The sequence below is a fragment of the Rhodococcus rhodochrous genome, assembly GCF_014854695.1.
In the GTDB taxonomy this organism is placed as follows: Bacteria; Actinomycetota; Actinomycetes; order Mycobacteriales; family Mycobacteriaceae; genus Rhodococcus.
The window spans coordinates 2,830,498-2,850,551 of the sequence record NZ_CP027557.1 but is presented as its reverse complement, the minus strand read 5'-3'; the positions used below and the strand labels follow the sequence as shown (position 1 = coordinate 2,850,551).

Below are 20,054 nucleotides of genomic sequence, written 5' to 3'. Positions count from 1 at the left end.
GGAGCAGCGCACCCCTGCTCCGGCGTCTACCCGTCTCCCGCGAGACGCGCCGTGAAGACCATGCGTTCCTCACCAACCTCACGATAGAGGCCGGTTTCCGTAGCCGGTCGGTTTCGACAGTGTCGACACTCGTCGCGCTGTCGACCCGGCGCCTATCGTTGTTCCCATGGATCCGCCCGTGACGCGGTACATCCAGCGCGACGGCAACGCAGTGGCGTATCAGGCCGTGGGCGAGGGGCCACATCCGATCGCGTGGTTCTTCGAAGACATGATGCATCCGGACCTGATGTGGACCGATCCACACTTCCACTACAACTTCGAACGTTGCGCCCGCTTCGCGCGTTCGTTGTTCTTCCAGCGCCGCGGATTCGGACTGTCCGATCCCGTCGAGCACGTCCCCACGCTCGAGGAGCAGGCCGACGACGTAGTCGCGGTGCTCGACGACGCCGAGGTCTCTCGAGCCACGCTCGTCGGCGCGGCCAGCACCTGCGGGCCCCTCGCCTTGGTAGCCGCTCGGCACCCCGACCGAATTTCCGGACTGATCCTCGCCGAACCCTGGGCCGACACCCTGCTGTCCGACGGCGATCCGCCACCAGGATGGACTGCTGACGAGCGAGACCGGTTCGTCGAGTCGTATCGGGATGCGTACGCATTTTGGGGTCAAGGGAAACTCACGTCCCTGACGCACCCGACCCTCGATGTCCCACACAACCGACGGATCATGGCGCTGCTCGAACGTTGCTCCGCCACACCGAGAACAGCCCAGAAACATCTCGAGTGGGCCCTCCGCGCGAACTACTCCTCGATTCTGCCGGCGATCCAATGCCCGACGAAGGTCCTGCACCAGCCGGACACTCTGTTCGCCCGAGAGGCCGGCCGCAGAGTTGCCGCGGATATTCCGAACGGCCGCTTCTACGAGCTGCCGCCGATCCCGGTCGGCGCAACGCTGGGTGAAGTGCTGATCCCTGTTCTCGACCACGTGGAGGAACTCGTCAGCGGCTCGGACCATCCGGTCGACGCGGATCGGTTTCTGGGCGCGGTTCTGTTCACCGATGTCGTCCGCTCCACCGATCTGCTCGCGGAGGTCGGTGACAGCCGCTTCGCACGGTTGCTGGGCGCCCACGACAGACTCGGTCCGGTGTGCATGTCGGGTCGGTGACCCGCGCCGGTCCCGGGTTGACCGGAATGACGGTCCACATCGGAGCGCGGATCGCTGCCTCCTCCGGGCCTGGGGAGGTGCGATGCTCACAGGCGGTGCGCGAACTTGCGGTCGGCGGAGATTTCGATTTCACCGACCTGGGCAGGCATCGACTCAAAGGTGTGCCCGGTCAGGTGCAGGTGTTCAGGGCGACGACCAGGGCCCGTCGTGCACAGCCTGCGCTGCCGCCACGCCCGACCGTCTCGGACCGGGCAGTACTGACCTTGGCGCGCCGGGCTCCCGGCATGCTTCGTGAACTCGCCCGCTTTGCAGACCGTCGCAACAGAGCAGGGAGGCGCCCACGATGATCGTCGCCGACTAGGCTCGGCACCGTGAGCGTGCGTGCAGGAATCATCGTGACCGGGACCGAAGTACTGACCGGGAGGATCGCCGACCAGAACGGACCGTGGTTGTCCGACCAACTCCTGAGACTCGGCGTCGACGTCGCTCACATCACGATCTGCGGTGACCGGCCCGCCGACCTGACCGCACAGCTGCGCTTTCTCGCCGAGCAGGGCGTCGACCTCATCGTCACCAGCGGGGGCCTCGGTCCCACCGCCGATGACCTCACAGTCCCCACCGTCGCGGAGTTCTGCGATCGCGAACTGTTGCTCGATCCCGAACTCGAAGAACACATCGCAGGTGTCATTCGCCGCTTCCGCCCGGACACCCCGGATCTCGACGCCGGGCCGACGCGCATCGGTATCCGCAAGCAGGCGCACGTGCCCGCCGGTGCCACCGCCCTGCCGCCCACCGGTACAGCGCCGGGCGTGGTCATCCCCGCGATCGCCGGCGATCGGCCGGTACCGACCATCGTCATCCTGCCCGGACCGCCCGGTGAGCTGCAGGCGATGTGGCCGAGCGCGGTCGCCTCCCCTGCGGTCGCCAACGTGTTGTCGCGAGCCGACGACCTGCAGCAGCACACCGTGCGTGCCTACGGATTGCACGAGGCACAACTCGCCGAGACGCTGCGCCGGGCCGAAGCAGAGATCACCGGCCTCGATCGCCTCGAGATCACGACCTGCCTTCGCCACGGCGAACTCGACATGGTGACGCGGGTCGCCTCCGGTAACGCGGGCATCTATCACCGTCTTCTCGATGTCCTCACCGAACACCATGGCCGCCAGATATTCTCGACCGACGGTTCCACCATCGACGACCAGCTGATCGCCGCCCTCGACGGCCGCACGATCGCGACTGCGGAGTCGTGCACCGGCGGACTCGTCGCTGCGCGGCTCACCGACCGTCCCGGGTCGTCGGCCTATGTCATGGGTGGCGTGGTCTCGTACTCCAACGACGCGAAGTCCGATCTGATCGACGTACCGGCCGAGATGATCGCGGAGCACGGCGCGGTGAGCGAGCAGGTCGCCGCAGCCATGGCCGCGGGTGCCCGACGTCGCCTGAAGGTCGACGTCGCGGTCTCCACCACCGGGATCGCCGGCCCCGACGGTGGAACCGACGCCAAGCCGGTGGGCACGGTGTGCTTCGGCGTCGCGATCGAGGGACGACCGACGTACACGGTCACCCGCCGTTTCCCCGGAGACCGCGAACGGGTCAGGACTCTGACCACCACGGCGGCACTGCATCTGGTTGTCGCACGGCTCGGCCGGGCTTGAGCCTGCGCGGACCCTCGGCGGCCGTCAGTTCTCTCCTACCGCCTCCAAGCGGGCCCGGAGGGAATCCACTTCGGCTCGGAGGTCGTTGATCTCGTCGATGTAGGGACGGATCCGGGCGCGGACCGCTTCGTCGGTGTACTGGGGGATCAGGCTCCGTGAGCAGTTCCAGTCGAAGGCCTCGACCTCGATGACGATGCTTCGTTCGCATCGCGCCGAGATTCTCCGACCGTCTCCGAGATCGCGCAGTCGGTCGAGAAGCTGCGGGTCGTCGTCCGCATCGACCACCCGCGCGGTACCGAAGACCTTCAACCGCCTCTTCAGCGGAAAGTCCGCGAGGAACAGCGCGACCTTCCCGGTGGCCGCGATGTTCCCGACCGAGACGAACTGCTGGTTGCCTCGGTGATCCGCGAACCCGATCGTCTGCCCACCGAGGTGGTGCAGGAACCCGACGGGTCCACTGCGGTACTGGACATAGGGCCATCCGCTCGGGGTCACCGTCGCCATGTGGAACTGGAAGCTTTCGCGTACGAGAGCGAGTTCGCGGTCGCCCAACAATTGAGGTCCTTGATCGGGTTCGTCGAGGTCGGCGCCATAGGCAACGATGCTGCCTGCAGCTTCCTGACGAGCCACCGCCTGCGGGCCGAACGCCAGATGGTGATACCTCGACCCCATACCGATCTCCTCGCCGTTGTCCGTTATGTCGACAGCGAGATAGTGCATCACAGTCGGCCGCAATCAGGAAGTTGTGGGTATCGACTTCGAGGTTCGTCGAACATGAGTTGCCTGAGTTAAGATACGGAACGTGCCGTATCCGAATGAACCGCCTGCGCAACGCGGACGTCCACGCGACGCCGAACTCGAGCGTCGGATCACCACCACCGTTCTCGAGCTACTGGCCGAGGAAGGCTACGAAGGCGTGACGTTCGAGGCGGTCGCTCGACGTTGCCAGGCGTCGAAGGCAACGCTGTATCGACGTTGGCAGTCCAAGCGCGACATGGTGCTCGCAGCCGTGAAGGACGCCCCTGCGCATCCCTCGGCAGTCCCACTTCGGCGCGGCGAAACACTTCGCGACGATCTGCTGCTCCTTGCGCAGCGCCTCAGCCGCACCATGTCCGCAACCGACAGCAACGCCGCCTTCATGCTGCTCCATGCGGGACTCGAAGACCCGGAGTTGTGCGACGCCATCGAGGAGACCGTCGGCCCGACAGGCGCGCGTCTCCCCCAGGCGGTCCTCGACGATGCCGTTGCTCGAGGCGAACTTCCCACGGGCGCTCAACCATTCGCATATGAGGAAGTTGTGGGCACCGTCCTGCTCCTGCGACGAGCGAACGGCCTCACCGTCGACGACACCTACCTCGAAGCCCTCGTCGACACGGTCGTCATTCCGGCGCTCACCGCGTCCGCCGGCCGAACGGACCTGCCTGCCGGCATCTTCTCCGGCCACCCCGAAACCTCCACCACGACTACGGAGACCCCATGACCCGCTGCACCATCGAGGACTTCACCTACCGCACGATCAACGGGGACGGTGGCGTGAACCTCAATGTCGCCATCGGCGGCGAGGGCCCGGCCGTCGTCCTGCTGCACGGTTTCCCGCAGACCCACTACATGTGGCGCCACGTCGCCCACATACTCGCCGACGATCACACCGTGATCGTCCCCGACCTGCGCGGCTACGGCGCCAGCGACCGGCCCCCTGCCGACAACCCCGAAACCTATTCCAAGCGCACGATGGCGAACGACGTCGTCGCCCTCGCCCGTGAGATCGGATTCGACCACTTCGGGCTCGTCGGTCACGACCGCGGCGCGCTCGTCGCCGTCCGTACAGGACTCGACCACCCCGACGCCGTCGACTGTCTCGGCATCCTCGATGTCCTGCCCACGATGGACACCTGGGCGGTACTCCAGGGCGTGAACGCGAAGGTGGCCTGGCACCTCTATCTCATGGCCCAGCCCGCAGGGATGCCCGAGAAGATGATCGCCGCAGTCGCCCCGGAATTCTTCGGCTCGTTCCTCGACGCGTGGGACCCGACCGGAACGACCTTCACGCCCGAGGAGCGCGACCACTACGTCACCAGCTCCATCGACTCTGTCGACTCGATCGTGGCCGACTACCGAGCTACCGCCGGCATCGACCTCGACATGGACCTCGCCGACCGCGAACGCGGCACTCAGCTCACTATGCCCGTCGCGGTCATCTCCCAGAACTGGGGCTCTCAGCTGGGCTTCGACGCCTCAGCGCTGTGGCAGGCCTGGGCACCCGATTTCACCTACCAGTCCACCACCAGCGGCCACTTCATGGCCGAAGAGAACCCCGAGGAGATCGCCGGCTTCATCACCGAGCTGGCCGCCCGCACCCTCGCCGAGCACTGACGGGAAATTCACCGGAGTTTCCGACCGAGGTGAGCATGATCACCGAAAAGCGCGCATCCCTAACAGGCCGAACAAATAAGACATCGCTATTATCGGCGTCAACTGTTGTCTGTCGGGGGCACACGAGGAGAATCGCGCATGTCCCGGATCGATCGCAGACGCACACGCACCGTCGGTCTGCTCGCCGCAGGTCTGCTCACCGCAGGACTGAACGTCGCGGGTCCGGTCGGTTCCGCGTCGGCCGACCCGGTCCGCAACTGCCCTGAGCGGTACGTCCTCGCCGTCGATGGAACCCGTGGCTTCGAGACCCTCGACTCGATCGATCCGGAGTCCCCCTTGGCGAAGATCTCCGCTCGGTTCGAGGCTCCCGGCACCGTGGTCGAACACATCCGTTACCCCGCAGTGGTCGTGCCGCTGCCGGGGACCGGCTCGCACGACGATTTCGACGGCATCGACGACGACGGCACCATCGCATACGACAGGTCGAAGCAGATCGGGCATCAGCGACTCCGCCAGACGATCACCGTCCGGCACAGCACCTGCCCGGATTCGGACCTGTTGGTGCTCGGCTACTCGCAGGGCGCTTCGATCGCCGGCGACGTTCTCGCCGAGATTGCAGCCGACGGGTCCGTTCCCCCCGAACGGATCTCGGGCATCCTCTACTCCGATCCCCGCGACGACCGCGGCGTCGAGACCCTGTTCCCGGGTCCCGTCGCTCCTGGCGTGACGCTCGGCGGCGGCCGGAACGACTTCGGTGAGATTCGTGTCGAGCGAGTCTGCATCGAAGGCGACGCGATCTGCGACGGTCGCACACCCGAGGACGGCAAGGACTGGCTCCGGGAGAACGTGACGGGATACTTCCAGTTGCACACGAAGTACCCCGACTACCAGCCCTGACCGAGTCGGGCCGGAAGTCGGCCGCGCGGGTGGAATCGGGTCCGACTCGGTCGTTACCGATAGCAGTAGGAGTCCGAGGACGCGTCGCCACCTTGGAGACGAACCTGGTGCGCCCGCAGACCCCGAAAGTCGTCGCCGTGTGGGAAGAAGCGGTCGTCGATCTCCATCCCGCCGCGAGGGTCGGTGCGCATCAGTGCCATCCAGGCGCCGACCCCGTCCGGGTAGAACTGATCGTCCCAGGCCCCGTACAGGGAGTTGGTGACGTAGACCCGCTTGCCGTCCCGGCTGATCTCGACCATCTGCGGACCACCGGCCAGCGGCTCGCTCGGTACCGCCGGATGGGCGCGGCGGCCGACGATCCCGCCGAGTCGGACAGATCCGGTCTCCTTCGGATGGGCAGGGTCGCGCACGTCGAACTGCTTGAGCTCGCCGGTGCCCCAGCACGAGACGTAGAGGAACGCGTCGTCGACGGACAGGTCGATGTCGGAGACGAGCGGCGGCACCGCACCGAACGGCTTCAGCGCCGGTGGCAGCAGGTCCGGCTCTGCCGGTTCGGCCGGGATGGTGATCACCTTGTCCACCGCCCAACCGTCGTCACCGCGGTGCCAGCGCCAGACCGACGCGGACAGGTCCTCGGTCGAGACGACTACGCCGACGAATCCCCACGTGGCCTCGGGGTCGTGCGACGGGCGCAGTTCGAGCGGCATCTGGTACTGGGCGCCGAGGTCCACTCGCTGCTGGTGCGCACCCGTCGAGAGGTCCCAGAAGTGGATGGCATGGCCGTACTCGTTCGCCAGTAGCAGCTCGGGCACCAACCCGTTCTCGATCATCGACGGTGTGCCCCACTCGCTGCTGATCAGCGTGTTCCGGTTGAGATGCCACCAGGCGTCGTACGCGAAATACTGCGGCCCCCGGTCGGTCTCCCACTGCCGGAGCACATCGAACGTGCCGTGATCGAGCAGGGCGATCCCGCCCGGGCCGTCCGATCCGTCGGCACCGCCCAGGCAGGTCATGAACACCCCGTCCGGCCCACAGTGCAAGGTATGCGGTCGGGAGTAACCCGCCTTGGCGGCGAGATCGGCAGCCTCCACGACTTTGGCCACGGTGGGTTGACGCGGGTCGGGCTCGGTGTCGAGCACGTACAGGGACGACGAGCGGATGCCCGGCACGATGAGGTATCTGCGTGCCAACCCCGTCATATCGTGGCCCTCGTGCTTCAACGCGCTGCTACAGGCGTTCCAACCGAAATGATGCAGTTCGTTGCCCAGCCCGGGTACCTCGGTCCAGCCCACCACCCGGCCGTAGGTGTCCGAGTCGGGATCCACGTCGATCACGCTCATGGCGTCGGGTTTGTCCGCCGCACGATCGAACGCGACCACGTAGGCCAATCGCTCCGGTGGGGCGGCGGCCGCGTCTGCCGCTGTCCGATAGAAGGTCGGGTCTGTGATCGGCTGACTCATTTTCAGCCTCCTTCGTCGAGGAGACCCCACGAGTCAGAGTACGAGGATCGCGCGAGGGACGGAACCGTGGTGAACTCACGGGAGCGCGCAGGGCTCCGAATGATGGCTTGTCCTCCCCCGCCGCCGACGAGAACAGCTACGCGCGCCAGGTCGCTGGTAGAACTCCCGCTCCACACCCGGTATCCGTGCTTCCACGCGTCGCGTCGCAGGTACAGATGCGAACGCGGACTGTCGCTCACGACAACACGTCTCGGCCCGTCCGGGGCCCTCGCACTGAAGGTCCCGCTGCGTCCGCCGTGGTATCCGGTGGGTCGCCTCGCCGTCAACGTCGTCGAACACCATGCGATCGGCCACATCCCGGCCGGGAAGGTCTGGTTGCAGCGGCACGGCGAAAAAGTGACGAAATAAGGGGAGGTTCTGTGCGAGTTCTTCACCGGAACCGCACACAACCTCCCCCGAGTTTCGACGGCCGCTACTCCTCCTCGACGCCACCAACGGCCCAACGCAAAAGGGAACCCATCCTCGAGCAAGGATGGGTTCCCTCGTCGACAAGTCCCTGGAGAACTGTCGTTACTGCAATCCGTGCAGGACTGCTATGCCTGTGCAGCGGCCGGTTCCTCGACATGCTCCACGGGGCCGGCTTCCGTGATGGGATAGACGGGGTATTCCACACCCGACAGGTACTGGACGGTACGCACCACCTGGCACGAGTAGCCGAACTCGTTGTCGTACCAGACGTAAAGAATGGCGGTATCGCCGTCGACGATCGCTGCATTGGCGTCGATGATGCACGCCGCGCGCGAACCGATGAAGTCGCTCGACACTGCGTCGGTGGCCGAGGTGTAGTCGAGGTTGCGGCGCAGCGCACCGGTGAGCGACTCCTGGTGCAGGTGCTCGAGCACCTCTTCCTTGGTGGTCTCACGAGTCAGCTGGAGGTGAAGGATCGCGACGGACACATCCGGCGTAGGAACGCGGATCGAGTTGCCGGTGATCTTCGCCTTCAGATCCGGAAGCGCCTTCGCGACCGCCGAGGCCGCGCCGGTCTCGGTGAGCACCAGGTTGAACGGCGCGGAACGACCGCGACGGTCGGCCTTGTGGTAGTTGTCCAGCAAGTTCTGGTCGTTCGTGAACGAGTGCACCGTCTCGACGTGGCCGCGCACCACACCGAACTTGTCGTCCATGGTCTTCAGCGGCGGAACGATGGCATTGGTGGTGCAGGACGCGCACGACACGATCTTCTCGTCCGGGTCGATGGCGCGGTGGTTGACGCCGTGCACGATGTTCGGAAGATCGCCCTTGCCCGGCGCGGTGAGCACCACCTTGGCGATACCGGGGCGAAGGTGGTTCGACAGCCCGTCACGGTCGCGCCAGATTCCGGTGTTGTCGATCAGGATGGCGTTGTCGATGCCGTACTCGGTGTAGTCGACGCTCGCCGGATCGTTGCTGTAGATGAACTTGATGACGTTGCCGTTGGCGATCAGGGCGTTGTTCTCGGCGTCGACCTTGATCGTGCCGTTGAACTGCCCGTGGACGGAGTCGCGACGCAGCAGAGACGCACGCTTGGTGAGGTCGTCACCGCTGCCCTTCCGCACCACCACGGCGCGCAGGTTCAGGCCGTTACCCGAGCCGGCCTTCTCGATGAGAAGACGGGCGACGAGGCGACCGATCCGACCGAAGCCGTACAGGACCACGTCCTGCGGCTTCGCGGGGCTCGTCTGAGCACCACCGACCAGGTCCGAGAGGGTCTCAGCGACGAACTCCGGGATGGACCGTCCGGCACCCTCGGCCTGATAAGCCGTCACCAGCAGGCCGAGGTCGATCTTCGACGGCTGCAAGTCGAGGTCGGTCAATGCCTCGAGGAACGGGAACGTCGCCTCGACGGACAGCTCGTCGCCGCGGATCTGACGCGCGAAACGGTGCGTCCGCAGAATGCCGATCACCGACTTGTTCACGAGGGAGCGGCTGTGAAGCAAGATCGTGACCGAATGCCGGCGGTGCAGACCGCCGATGATCGGGATCATTGCTTCCGCAATAGCCTCTTGCGAGTTCCACTGTGCCAATTCCGGGGTGCTCACTGCGCTCCTCTGCCTTTCCGGCTCGTCTGACACGTCACAGGCTGTTGGGTGCAGCCCAGACGAGACGCACGTCACTCGCCGGTCGGTGTCCGGATCGGTGGAACCGTACGCGACCGACGCCGATTACGGCGTGCGTACCGCCAAGCATATGAAAGAGCTCTCACGGGTCGACGCCCGGTAGGCGAAACGTGCCCGCGCGTGCGTGAAGCTGATCGTCTCTCCCCCGATAGGAAGGCTTCGTCGACGCCCGGAGCTGTAGACGAACCGGCGAGCTTCGCGTGTCGCCAGTCACAACAATTGTGGCGGTATGCGGGAAAACAGCTGCGACCTACTCGGATCGGAGCACTGAAACTGCCTCGTTCGTCGGCCATACGACCTCCAGCCCAACCATCAGAAAATCTTGAATTTCGACAGATGTCACTGAGTTCCCATATTGGTGACTTTTCGACCGAACTCCGGCCTTCTCAAAACCTTCGAACCGCCGACAGCTCTACTTGTCATTTCACACAACCGGGGCAGAGCCCAGGACTTACTCCGAGCTGCGGGAATCCGCGGCTCGCGCGTTCCGATGCCATGACCCTGCTGCACGCGGCAAACCCGTGAGAAATGACGGTGCCGAGGAAGACTTGCTTAGTGAGCGTTGCAGGTTTTCTGATCGTTTCGACCCAGTCCGCAGCCTGCGAGATGGTGCTAGTTCCTGACTGCAGCCAGAAGATGGGCGGTTACCGCATTCCAGTCGGGAAACTCGGCGCTGCCGAATTTGACCAGTTCACCCGTGAAGTCCTTCGCGCCATTGTGGTCGCGGTCGTCGACCAGAAAGTCTCCGTGATTGAGGTTCTTGTGGTGCGACAGGATCAATCGCTTGTAGGCGACGGACGTGGGCTCGATGCCGAAATGCTTCTGCACCCACAGCAGCTTGTCCGACCACGCTGATAAGTTCTTCCACGGAGCAGTCGAGAGTATGTACGCATCGAAGTGCTCGGCCAGCAGTGTGAATGCTTCGATCGCACCGTCGATGGGATCCATCAGCGCGAAGATCCCGGGTGCCTCGTCAAAGCGGTCCTGGTATTCCTGGAAATCGGCAGCGCCGAGCCGAGCGATTCCGGACTTGAAGTGAACCAGCGTGTTGTCGAGGTCGACGTAGAGGATCTTTCGACGATCAGTCACGTCGTGACAATACCTGCGGCATCGTGGGGCGGTGCGCTTATGCCCTGCGTATCAGCGTGAGTTGAGCCCATTGGTTCACAAGGGCCCGTCCGTCATAGGCCCGCATATCGACGCGAAGGCAGTCCGCCGAGTGGGACGGTTCGTTGTACTGGCCAGTCGGGTCGACCCCTGTCCCCGAAGCCTCCTGCGCCCTACTGTCGAAGCCATGACCGACAACACCCTGCCTCCCATGACCACCTCCGAGGGCGTCAACATCCCACACCGGTGGAGTGAAGACCTCATGGGAGATCCCGTCGCACTCTGGACCCTGATCGACCTCATGAGCCACGGGCCGGGGTACCCGGCGACCGTCGACGGACTACGCACCCACCCGGACACCAGCCGGGAGGAGTACATCGAGGCGCTCCAGACCCTCGAACACCGTGGATACGTAGTCAACGGGCAGCTGCGCGACTTCACCCCCGAGGACTTCAGCGAAACACCGTGACCAAGGGCGATCACGTATTTCTCCGGATGAGAACCGCTCCGAGGATGTGCGTTTCCCAGCGCCGGCAGTGAGGCTGCCCAGACCCGGAGGACGTGTAATCGCCCCAGTTCAGGACCGGTGTTCGACCCCCACACCACACGCGCGAACATCGTTGGGCGCATCAATGACTCGGGGCGGTCGAGAAGATGGACGACTCGCGCGAACGCAGCTCCCACTCGGGGGTCACCGACGCCGGCCCGATACAGCAAGCCCAGGTAGGCGTTCATCAGCCTCGTCTGCACAGACCGATCCCCCTCCACGACAGGCATCCGCAGATCCGACTCGGCAGACATCGACCACGCCTCGTCGAGGATAGGTTCGATTCCGCGCAGAAACGGTACGCAAGCATGTCCTCGTTCCCAGCACAACAAGTCGAGTTCCTGATCTCAGTCATGACTTCAGTGTGTTGCCGCCGCCGGGGCGAGAACCATCCCTCACCCGGGGGGTATGCGATCCGATTCGAGCTCGCGCCACGGTGTAGCAACAGGGGCGTTCCGGGCACCGTCAGCGACCACGGCCGAGGGTCAATTCTCCACCGTGCGCCGCGTCGCGTCGGCAACCACCTCGATGAAGGAACCCCCGCTCTCGAGAATGCGACGTTGTCTGATCGCCCCATTGCCTCGGTCCAGGGTTACCGCCAGAGCGTCGTGCACGGAGCGATAAGCGTCGAGCTCCTCCAGGTCCGGCCGGACCTGAGCGAGCAGTCGACGGATCAGGTCGACGGCCGGAACCAACTGCGCAGAGCCGAGATCGATGCCGTGCCCGGCCAAACCGTCCCGGGCCGCTCTCCAGCACGCCGCGCGCAGCAGCTCCTGATCGACCGAGGGCGCCGCCTCACCGCGTTCGATCGATGCCGTCGCCTGGGCGACCAATGCATACACCAAGGTGGCCAGCGTGACGGTCTCCTCGACGGTCGCGGGCACGTCCGCGATGCGAATCTCGAGGGTCGGATGACGCGCGGAGATCCGCACATCCCAATAGACCATTCGAGGGTCCAGGATCGTGCCGGTGGTGAGCAGCGATTCGACCGCCGCGTCGTAGTCCGCGACCGAGGTGCACTGCGGGGGCAGTCCCGCGCTCGGCCAGCGCCCCCATCGCAGATATCGCCAGCTGGCATATCCGGTGTCCCGACCGTCGGCGATCGGCGAGTTGGCGGTCAGCGCCAACAAGGTGGGAAGCCACGGGCGCAAGTAGTTGATGATCTGGGCAGCACGGTCACGATCGTCGACACCGATATGCACGTGGCATCCGCAGATCACGCCGTCGGCGACGCCACCGTAGTGCTGGGCCATGCGTCGGTAGCGCGGCGTGGCGGTGACCGAGCCGCTCGGAGGTTCGAAGATCGGGGTTCCGACCGCGACGAGCCGGCATCCTGCGCGCGCCGCGGCGTCGGCGGCCGTCGCGCGGGAGCGGCGCAGCTGTTCGCGTAGATCCTGCGGGTGTGTACATACCGCAGTGGCGGTCTCGACCTGACACGGGGAGAGCTCGACCTCGAGCTCGATGCCGAGTGCGCGCCCGGCCTCGATCACGTCGAGACTGCGCAGGAGGGGACGACCGGTACGGGGATCGACCAGGACGAATTCTTCTTCGACGCCGATCGTGGCCGCCACCCCGCCGCGCACAGGAGAGGTGTCGATCGGTCCTGTGGCGGCCATGGCGTTCTCCCCACTCGAGGTCTTTCACTCTACGAAGGAAGAGCGGCCGGCGTGGGTGTACTGCAGCCGGGGATCTGACTTACCGGACGGTACGTGCGCGTTGCCGGTTGGCAGCGTGGCGGAGCTGCAAGATTCGCAGACCGCCGGCGAGTCCGACGATCACTGCTCCAGCGATCGCAGCGAACAGCAATGCCACCCCCAGCGGCAATGAGAAGTCCCACGCGAACAATTCGAGGGTGACGCTGTCCAGGTTCTGCAGGATGAACACCAACAGCAACAGCAGGATCAACATACCGACGATCAGAGCGGTCCACAACGCCCCGGTACGGGTGCCCCTGATGCCTTTCCCACGGGCGACGTCGGGATGCAGCCTGCTGGAAGCGTCCGGATCCGGTGTCACGCCGGATGGGGGGACCGGAGTATCGCTACGCCGCGCGGACGGAGAGAAGTCGGGGTTCGAATCACCGGGGCCCCTCGAGCTGGTCGTCATGCTCGATGGAGTACCCCGACCCTGTTCCGGTTATCCCACCCGGACCGCACCGCCTACAGGTCCAGCATGGAATCGGCGACGCGGATGGTCGGAGGAACCGGTCCGACGCCCGTGAGGCCGGGCGTCGACGAACTTCGTCCCTGAACACAAGCACCGGACTCAGTTCACATCCCGGCTCCGCACCAGAATCCCCGTAGTCACCACCGCGACGAGGATGTAGGCCGTCACGGTGATGAGCGCCCTCGGTCCCGAGATCACATCCACCACCCCGGGTGTGCCCTCCCCTCCCCCGGTCACCGCGCCGACGAGCGATCCGGCTGCGGTTCCTGGCAGGAAGGCCGTCACGTCCTGGACGAGCTGCAACGCGGAGCCGACTCCTCGCAGCAGATTCTCGACGACGAGCGTCCACACCAGACCCAGGCCGACCGACAGCGCCGCACTGCGGGCGTAGGTGCCGAGCGCGAAGCCGATCGTTCCCCACATCATGAACACGAGGTACGCCGTACCTGCGGAGCGAAGAAGTGCGCCAGCCGTCGGCATCGTGAGCGGTTGTGATTCGATCGCGGCGAGCGAGACGGACACGATCGTGCACAGCACAGCGGTGACGACCACCATCGCGGCAACGATCACCGCAGTAGCGAGCAGGGCGCCGATCGTAGGGCGCAGACGGCCATGGGTTAACACGGTTTTCCACGTCCCCCAGCTGTACCCGTTCCCGGCGATGAGAGCACCCAGGACGAGCACGAGCGCGCCACCGAACAACGGTGTGCCCTGGACCAGCACGTCGGGGATCGACTCGGGCAGGACGCTCTGCAGCAACGCTTCGGTCGGCTCTCCTTCCGTGGAGAACCCGGCAGTTCCGGTCGTGTAGGAGACGTACGGGAACACGTAGCCGAAAACCATCGCGAGCAGGAACCACGTGCCGGCGGTCGCCCACATCGCCGGCCACGAACGCAACCGGTACAGCTCGGCACGCAGGCTCCGACCAACGGTGTTGTGCCGTACGGCAAGTGAGGCTGAATCGGAGTGCGAACGGAGTGTCGAGGCGGACATGTCACGCCCCCTTCGTGGGTGTGGAACCAGTGGTCATTTCGAAGAACACGTCCTCGAGGGTGCGTTCCGCCGGGCCGATAGACGACACATCCACCCCGTCGGCGACGAGCGTGCGGACGACCTCGGGGGCGCGATCGGGCGGCAGATCCAGCAGCACCGAGTCCCCGTCGATCTCGAACCCGTTCTCGCCGGCGAGATCCGACGCAAGCGAGACCACCCGATGCACGGGCGTGCCGCGAACCTTCAGCACCGCGTCGCCGAGCAGGGTGGAGACGGTCGATTCGCGTACCAGGCGCCCGTTCGCGATCACACCGACGCGGTCGCAGATCTCCTGGACCTCGCCGAGCAGGTGGCTCGACAGAATCACCGTGTGCCCGGACCGCGCGAGTTCGACGATGAGGGCACGCATGTCGGCCATGCCGCTCGGGTCGAGTCCGTTGGTTGGTTCGTCGAGCACGATCAGCTCCGGGTCACCGAGCAGGGCCGCGGCAACTCCAAGACGCTGCTTCATCCCCAGCGAGTACGACTTGTACGCGTCACCGCCACGGTCGACGAGGCCGACCCGAGCCAGCACCTTCTCGACGGATCGGTCGCTCAGCCCGCGGTGGCGTGCGAGGGTGCGGAGGTTCGCGCGTCCCGACAGGTACGGGAAGAAACCGGGTCCTTCGATGAGTGCGCCCGTGGACGCTGATGCTTCGCGGGATCCGGCCGGCCTGCCGAGGACGCGGACGGTTCCGGAGGTCGGGCGGATCAGGCCGAGGATCATGCGGAGCGTCGTGGTCTTCCCCGCACCGTTGGGGCCGAGGAATCCGTAGATCTCGCCGCGTCGGACGGTCATGTCGACGGCATCGACGGCGGCGCGATCGCCGTAGCGTTTGGTCAGGGCCGAGGTCTCCACGACGATATCGGTCCCGGTGGAGTGCCTCCGCCCGGGTGGGTCGGTGGTGGTGATGCGGGTGTCTTCGGTCATGCTCCAATCGTGGTCCGGGAAGGCGTCAGCGTCGTCCGCCGATGGGCGTGATCGAGCTACGCAGAATTGCGTACAGAATGCGCACCGCGTCGATCGACCGGCGCGGCTAGCGTCGGAAGATGTGGGAATCGATCACAGCCGTGCGGTCGCCGACCCGGTGATGCTGCGCGTCGGGTTCGCGGTCACTCTCGCTGCCCTGATCACCGTAGCGACGCTCGGGGCGAACAGCATGCGACCGCTGCCCGCCATGATCGGTGCAGGGGTACTCGCAGCGGCATGCGTCGGGGTCGCGCTGACCGCTACAAGATGGCCCCGAACAGCCCTGATCGCAGCTCCTGCACTCGTGGGCGTGTACTTCGCGACGGGCGGCGCCGACGGGCCGATCTTCCTCCTACCCGCACTGGCGGCGTTCGGTGCGGCAAGTGTGAGGCCGGTCCGCGAGCTCACTGTCCCGGGCTTCATTGTGGGCGTCACGCTGGTCGCCGGGATGACGGCACGGGTCGTCGTCGCCGGATATCCCGCGTGGGTCGCGATGTGGCAGACGCTCGGCACTGCGGCCCTCGCCGTCGCCGCCGCTGCGGTGGGTTTCTGGCGGTCGGCACGGCGGGACGCGAACGCCGAGCGCGTCCGCCGCGCCGCGACCGAGGAACAACTACGGATCGCCCGCGACCTGCACGACGGCGTCGGGCACGGACTTGCAGTGATCGCGATGCAGGCCGGCGTCGCACTGCACGTGCTCGAGCGCGATCCCGGGGCGGTGCGGGACGCACTGGTCGCGATCCGCGACACGAGTCGCGATGCGCTCGGTGAACTGCGCGCCGAACTCACGACCCTCACCGGCGACACCGCCGCCTGCCGCCCGCAACGCGGTCTCGCTGACCTGCCGGTCCTCGTCGATCGGATCCGGGCCGCCGGACTCGACGTCGACGTGAAGGTGCCGGCGCGTCAACTGCCCGCCGACGTCGATCACGTCGCATATTCGATCGTCGCGGAGGCGATGACCAACGTTCTGCGGCATGCGCAGGCCAATACGGTGATCGTCGAAATCGCGTGTGAAGGGCAGACGGTGATCGTGCGGGTCGCCGACGATGGGCACGGCCGCGCGACGGACGCATCCACCGGCGGACTCGGACTCCGTGCGATGGAGGATCGCGCGGCAGCCCTCGGCGGAACGCTCGTCGCCGAGCCCGGACCCGAACGCGGATTCGTCGTGCGGGCGGTGCTCCCCGTCGGTGCGTCCGAGCGTGTGGAGGACTCGCTGTGACCGTGCGGGTGGTGCTCGTCGACGATCAGGCACTCGTCCGGGTAGGACTGCGGACGCTGTTCGCCTCCGAACCGGATATCGAGGTCGTCGGTGAGGCGGCCGGCGGAATCGAGGCACTCGCAGTTGTGGCGCACACGCGCCCCGACGTCGTACTGTGCGACATCCGGATGCCCGCACCGGACGGTCTCGAGGTGCTGCGCCGGATCACCGCCGACCCTGCTCTACGGGATGTCCGCGTCGTGATGCTCACGACCTTCGAATTGGACGAATACGTCTTCGATGCATTGCACGCCGGTGCAAGCGGATTCCTGCTCAAGGACGCGGAGCCGACGGCCCTGCTCGATGCCGTGCGCGTCGTCGCCGACGGCGGATCGCTGCTCGCACCGTCGGTCACCCGGCGCGTGATCGAGCACTTCGCCCACACGCAGGACACCGCGCAACCGCACCCCCGGATCGGGGAACTCACGGCGCGGGAACGTGAGGTCGTCGCGTGGGTCGCGACGGGGCGCTCGAACAAGGAGATCGCCGATGAGTTGGTCGTCAGCCCCGACACCGTACGCACGCACGTGTCGCGCGCGATGCTCAAACTCGGCGCTCGCGACCGGGCACAGCTGGTCGTGTTCGCGATCCGATCGGGCCTGCAGCCGTGACGGTGCCGGTTCTCCGAACACCACTCATCTTGCCGGTACGAGGTCGGCAGGATCGGTATTCGCTCCGCACAGAATGACGCAGACCTTCTCACCGGGCGCTGGGAGATAGTCTCCTGCACCGCGGGCGCCGGCCAGTGCGCCCGCGGCTGCATGCTCGACCGCCAAGCGGTACTCGTCCCACAGTGATTGCCGTGCCTGCACGATCGCCTGATCGGACACGAGGATCGACCGCACCAGGGCGTGCTGAGCGGTCGCGAGGGCCATAGCGGACACACGGCGGGCACCCAGCGAGTCCGCCGCGATCGAATCGACGGGGACATCGACAGGACTCCCCGTCTCGAGTGCGACGTTGAGCGCTCGGCAGTTCTCCGGTTCGACAGCAACGGTCTGCACGCCGTAGTGGTGTGCGACGGCGGCGACCCCGGAGAACAGACCCCCACCACCGACCGCGACCACCACTGTGTCCAGATCGGGGACTTGGGAAAGGACGTCCGTCATCACCGTTCCGGCACCGGCCGCGATCAGCGGGTGGTCGTAGGCATGGGAAACCAGAGCTCCGCTGCCTGCCGCGAACTCGCTACAGGCGAATTGTGCCTCGGCGTACTCCACTCCGACGAGTCGCACATCAGCCCCGTAACTGCGCAACCGATCCACCTTGATCTGCGGGGCTGTCTCGGGGAGGAAAACGGTAGCGGGAACTCGGTGTTCCTGCGCTGCCCATGCACACGCCAGTCCCGCATTGCCGCCGGACGCGATCGTGACGCCGGCGTCGGGCAGGGATCCCTGTTCACGGTGCGCCCGGATGAAGTTCTGCGCGCCGCGCGCTTTGAACGATCCGGTGTGCTGCATGAACTCCAGTGCGAAATACAGATCGTAGGAGGCACCTTCGACCTTCGTGTCCATGCCGATACGCGCGACCGTCGCTCGACGGACACTATTATCGATTCGGTCGTCCGCTTCCTGCACGTCGGCGAAAGTCACCTGATCCACACCGTCTCCCATCGTGCCTCGACTACCGACTCGCACCCTAGTTTCACGGAACATCGAGGTCGATTCCGCTCTGCAACAGGAGATGGACGAGTTCGGCTCGGCGATGCGTGTCCGTCTTGTCGAAGACGTGCTGGAGATGGCTTCGGACGGTCGGCAGCGTGACCTCGAGTTCATCGGCGACGGGCCGGAGACCATCACATCGGAGGACACGAACTGCGACGTCCGCTTCGGTCCTGGTCAGTCCGTAGAGCTGCCGTAGAACGGTGCTGTCGAGTTTCCGTACGTGGGCCGGATCGATAATCAGGACGAGAGCTCGGCGGCATGTCGTGTCCCACCGTCCCATGTCCGCAGGGAGTGGCACCACGTGAACGACGTAGGCACGCCGACCCGAAGGTCTTGGACACACGAAGGAACCACCGGAGGGCGCCTCGGAGGGACCGTCTCCGAGAGCGCAGGCCGCGAGGCCCTGGAGTCGACGGTCGACAGACGGAACTATGGCACTGATCGATCCCGACGCACCGATAGAGAGCCCATCGCCTGTCGCGAGGAGACGTTCGGCCGCGGAGTTGAGGTGCAGAACCCGGCGTCGCACTCCGCTCGGCATCACCGAACGGTTGCCCACGTCGGGGTGCCGCAATTCCGAGCCAGTGGCAGATCGCACCATCGGTGAGCCGCACGAACAGCCCGTCCTCCAGGTCGTTGGGGCGGATCCAGTCGACATGGAATTCCGAGTCCGTATGCGGGAGTATCAACTCCGTGCCTGTCCGGACCACTCCGACCGGACCTCCTCGGATGGCCGCCACCACGTGATCGAGCCTGCCGTAGTACTGGTTGTAGGTTCTTCTGGCAGAGGGTTCGACACCGACATTGCACACCATCTCGGCTCTGTTCGGGCTCGGCCATGCCAGACCGATACCTCCACCCGTTCCACCGAAGACGTTTACGAGCGCGACGAGCGCTTTGTCCCACCGCTCTGGGGTCACCGCTGCGGCATAGACAGCCGAAACGACCTCCGAGAACTCGTCGACGGTGACCATCGTTCGGCATTTCCGTAGCGGGTACCGCGCAGCGCACCCGGCTGTCCTGTCTGACTTCCTGATTATCCGTCCGATCTCATCTGTTCGGATGAGGTCTTTTTCTGCGACAGGTGTTCTGCTGAATCTGTCGAACAGGCAATCGTCCGGTTGGGCGGATTCGGAGCAGAGCATCATGAACATCGACTTCGGACGCCGGGGCACGCGGCTCGTCGCCGCCGCGCTCCTGGGTGGCGCAATGACGCTCGTACCGGCCGCATCATCCGCCGTCGCACAGACGACAGGCACGTTGTACGTCTGGATCGACGGTTGGGGAAGCGGCACTGTGACCAGCAATCCCGGGGGGACCAATTGCCGTCTGGTTTCTCCTCCGGGCTTTCCCTACGAGCACAAGAGCGGCCCGGATCAGGTGTTGTCCGGCTCGTGTCACGCGAATTTTCCAGTAGGGACGGTCGTCACGGTCACGGCCGCGCCCGATGCGGGCAACTATCTCAACGGACTCGACTGCGGTGGGCCGTTCACACCCGGTAGCTCGTGCCAAAGGACAGTGACCAGCGGTTACAACGCCGCATGGTCGATGTTCTGTCCGGACGGGGGCCTGTGCTCGGCCGGATGACTGGAGATGCGCATACGCTC

General features: G+C 65.7%; 18 protein-coding genes and 1 pseudogene. 10 read left to right on the top strand and 9 right to left on the bottom strand.

Annotation, left to right across the window (positions count from 1 at the left end; translation table 11 throughout):
* The first annotated feature begins 166 nt into the window (after positions 1–166).
* Together C6Y44_RS13320 and C6Y44_RS13315 are read left to right on the top strand one after the other, a co-directional pair.
* A pseudogene (locus tag C6Y44_RS13320) lies at positions 167–1,506 on the top strand (adenylate/guanylate cyclase domain-containing protein).
* A 24-nt stretch (positions 1,507–1,530) separates the two neighbouring features.
* Positions 1,531–2,814 carry a competence/damage-inducible protein A gene (locus C6Y44_RS13315; protein WP_120282699.1) on the top strand — a complete coding sequence of 428 codons (1,284 nt, stop codon included), beginning with the start codon at positions 1,531–1,533 and terminating at the stop codon, positions 2,812–2,814.
* Between the two features lie 24 nt (positions 2,815–2,838).
* On the opposite strand, the gene C6Y44_RS13310 is transcribed toward C6Y44_RS13315, so the two are convergent.
* Positions 2,839–3,486, bottom strand: a complete 648-nt coding sequence (locus C6Y44_RS13310; RefSeq protein ID WP_225623556.1) for a pyridoxamine 5'-phosphate oxidase family protein — start codon at positions 3,484–3,486, stop codon at positions 2,839–2,841.
* A gap of 130 nt (positions 3,487–3,616) precedes the next feature.
* On the opposite strand from C6Y44_RS13310, the gene C6Y44_RS13305 reads away from it, so the two are divergent.
* From C6Y44_RS13305 to C6Y44_RS13295, 3 genes are all read left to right on the top strand, one after another.
* Positions 3,617–4,294: a TetR/AcrR family transcriptional regulator gene (locus C6Y44_RS13305; protein ID WP_159418249.1), complete on the top strand. Its 678-nt coding sequence runs from the start codon at positions 3,617–3,619 to the stop codon at positions 4,292–4,294.
* A complete protein-coding gene (locus C6Y44_RS13300) occupies positions 4,291–5,187 on the top strand; it encodes an alpha/beta fold hydrolase (protein ID WP_120282696.1) in 897 nt (298 codons plus the stop codon). The genes C6Y44_RS13305 and C6Y44_RS13300 overlap by 4 nt, the downstream gene beginning before the upstream one ends.
* A 138-nt stretch (positions 5,188–5,325) precedes the next feature.
* Positions 5,326–6,084 carry a cutinase family protein gene (locus C6Y44_RS13295; RefSeq protein ID WP_120282695.1) on the top strand — a complete coding sequence of 253 codons (759 nt, stop codon included), beginning with the start codon at positions 5,326–5,328 and terminating at the stop codon, positions 6,082–6,084.
* A 53-nt stretch (positions 6,085–6,137) separates the two neighbouring features.
* On the opposite strand, the gene C6Y44_RS13290 is transcribed toward C6Y44_RS13295, so the two are convergent.
* From C6Y44_RS13290 to C6Y44_RS13280, 3 genes are all read right to left on the bottom strand, one after another.
* On the bottom strand, positions 6,138–7,544 hold the full coding sequence (locus tag C6Y44_RS13290; RefSeq protein WP_120282694.1) for a selenium-binding protein SBP56-related protein: 1,407 nt from the start codon (positions 7,542–7,544) through the stop codon (positions 6,138–6,140).
* A 593-nt stretch (positions 7,545–8,137) separates the two neighbouring features.
* Positions 8,138–9,619, bottom strand: a complete 1,482-nt coding sequence (locus C6Y44_RS13285; RefSeq protein ID WP_081314714.1) for a glyceraldehyde-3-phosphate dehydrogenase — start codon at positions 9,617–9,619, stop codon at positions 8,138–8,140.
* Positions 9,620–10,309: 690 nt separating this feature from the next.
* On the bottom strand, positions 10,310–10,786 hold the full coding sequence (locus tag C6Y44_RS13280) for a 5' nucleotidase, NT5C type (RefSeq protein ID WP_159418250.1): 477 nt from the start codon (positions 10,784–10,786) through the stop codon (positions 10,310–10,312).
* Between the two features lie 205 nt (positions 10,787–10,991).
* On the opposite strand from C6Y44_RS13280, the gene C6Y44_RS13275 reads away from it, so the two are divergent.
* Positions 10,992–11,273, top strand: a complete 282-nt coding sequence (locus C6Y44_RS13275) for a hypothetical protein (RefSeq protein ID WP_159418251.1) — start codon at positions 10,992–10,994, stop codon at positions 11,271–11,273.
* Between the two features lie 563 nt (positions 11,274–11,836).
* Here C6Y44_RS13275 and C6Y44_RS13270 read toward each other — a convergent pair.
* The 4 genes from C6Y44_RS13270 to C6Y44_RS13255 form a co-directional block, all read right to left on the bottom strand.
* On the bottom strand, positions 11,837–12,967 hold the full coding sequence (locus C6Y44_RS13270; RefSeq protein WP_159418252.1) for a carboxylate-amine ligase: 1,131 nt from the start codon (positions 12,965–12,967) through the stop codon (positions 11,837–11,839).
* A gap of 79 nt (positions 12,968–13,046) precedes the next feature.
* Entirely contained in the window at positions 13,047–13,457 is a 411-nt protein-coding gene (locus C6Y44_RS13265) for a LapA family protein (protein WP_174247036.1), read from the bottom strand.
* A gap of 159 nt (positions 13,458–13,616) precedes the next feature.
* Positions 13,617–14,510 (bottom strand): ABC transporter permease, encoded by an 894-nt coding sequence (locus C6Y44_RS13260; RefSeq protein ID WP_192378458.1) that lies wholly within the window; start codon positions 14,508–14,510, stop codon positions 13,617–13,619.
* Position 14,511: 1 nt separating this feature from the next.
* Complete coding sequence (locus C6Y44_RS13255) at positions 14,512–15,480, bottom strand: ABC transporter ATP-binding protein (RefSeq protein ID WP_159418254.1); 969 nt, start codon at positions 15,478–15,480, stop codon at positions 14,512–14,514.
* 121 nt (positions 15,481–15,601) lie between these two features.
* On the opposite strand from C6Y44_RS13255, the gene C6Y44_RS13250 reads away from it, so the two are divergent.
* Both C6Y44_RS13250 and C6Y44_RS13245 read left to right on the top strand, forming a co-directional pair.
* Positions 15,602–16,744 (top strand): sensor histidine kinase, encoded by a 1,143-nt coding sequence (locus C6Y44_RS13250; RefSeq protein WP_159418255.1) that lies wholly within the window; start codon positions 15,602–15,604, stop codon positions 16,742–16,744.
* Entirely contained in the window at positions 16,741–17,394 is a 654-nt protein-coding gene (locus tag C6Y44_RS13245) for a response regulator (protein WP_159418256.1), read from the top strand. The genes C6Y44_RS13250 and C6Y44_RS13245 overlap by 4 nt, the downstream gene beginning before the upstream one ends.
* Positions 17,395–17,418: 24 nt before the next feature.
* On the opposite strand, the gene C6Y44_RS13240 is transcribed toward C6Y44_RS13245, so the two are convergent.
* Complete coding sequence (locus C6Y44_RS13240; RefSeq protein ID WP_225623555.1) at positions 17,419–18,384, bottom strand: threonine/serine dehydratase; 966 nt, start codon at positions 18,382–18,384, stop codon at positions 17,419–17,421.
* Between the two features lie 82 nt (positions 18,385–18,466).
* Here C6Y44_RS13240 and C6Y44_RS13235 point away from each other — a divergent pair, with 82 nt between their 5' ends.
* Together C6Y44_RS13235 and C6Y44_RS13230 are read left to right on the top strand one after the other, a co-directional pair.
* On the top strand, positions 18,467–18,643 hold the full coding sequence (locus C6Y44_RS13235) for a hypothetical protein (protein ID WP_159418258.1): 177 nt from the start codon (positions 18,467–18,469) through the stop codon (positions 18,641–18,643).
* A gap of 950 nt (positions 18,644–19,593) precedes the next feature.
* Positions 19,594–20,034 (top strand): hypothetical protein, encoded by a 441-nt coding sequence (locus C6Y44_RS13230; RefSeq protein ID WP_159418259.1) that lies wholly within the window; start codon positions 19,594–19,596, stop codon positions 20,032–20,034.
* The last annotated feature ends 20 nt before the right edge of the window (positions 20,035–20,054 follow it).

Excerpts from the sequence above, each read along its gene's own strand:
- C6Y44_RS13235 (WP_159418258.1), top strand. The coding sequence starts at position 18,467 with ATGGACGAGTTCGGCTCGGCGATGCGTGTCCGTCTTGTCGAAGACGTG.
- C6Y44_RS13300 (WP_120282696.1), top strand. The coding sequence starts at position 4,291 with ATGACCCGCTGCACCATCGAGGACTTCACCTACCGCACGATCAACGGG.
- C6Y44_RS13290 (WP_120282694.1), bottom strand. The coding sequence starts at position 7,544 with ATGAGTCAGCCGATCACAGACCCGACCTTCTATCGGACAGCGGCAGAC.
- C6Y44_RS13265 (WP_174247036.1), bottom strand. The coding sequence starts at position 13,457 with ATGACGACCAGCTCGAGGGGCCCCGGTGATTCGAACCCCGACTTCTCT.
- C6Y44_RS13275 (WP_159418251.1), top strand. The coding sequence starts at position 10,992 with ATGACCGACAACACCCTGCCTCCCATGACCACCTCCGAGGGCGTCAAC.
- C6Y44_RS13255 (WP_159418254.1), bottom strand. The coding sequence starts at position 15,480 with ATGACCGAAGACACCCGCATCACCACCACCGACCCACCCGGGCGGAGG.
- C6Y44_RS13295 (WP_120282695.1), top strand. The coding sequence starts at position 5,326 with ATGTCCCGGATCGATCGCAGACGCACACGCACCGTCGGTCTGCTCGCC.
- C6Y44_RS13260 (WP_192378458.1), bottom strand. The coding sequence starts at position 14,510 with ATGTCCGCCTCGACACTCCGTTCGCACTCCGATTCAGCCTCACTTGCC.
- C6Y44_RS13310 (WP_225623556.1), bottom strand. The coding sequence starts at position 3,486 with ATGGGGTCGAGGTATCACCATCTGGCGTTCGGCCCGCAGGCGGTGGCT.
- C6Y44_RS13230 (WP_159418259.1), top strand. The coding sequence starts at position 19,594 with ATGAACATCGACTTCGGACGCCGGGGCACGCGGCTCGTCGCCGCCGCG.
- C6Y44_RS13270 (WP_159418252.1), bottom strand. The coding sequence starts at position 12,967 with ATGGCCGCCACAGGACCGATCGACACCTCTCCTGTGCGCGGCGGGGTG.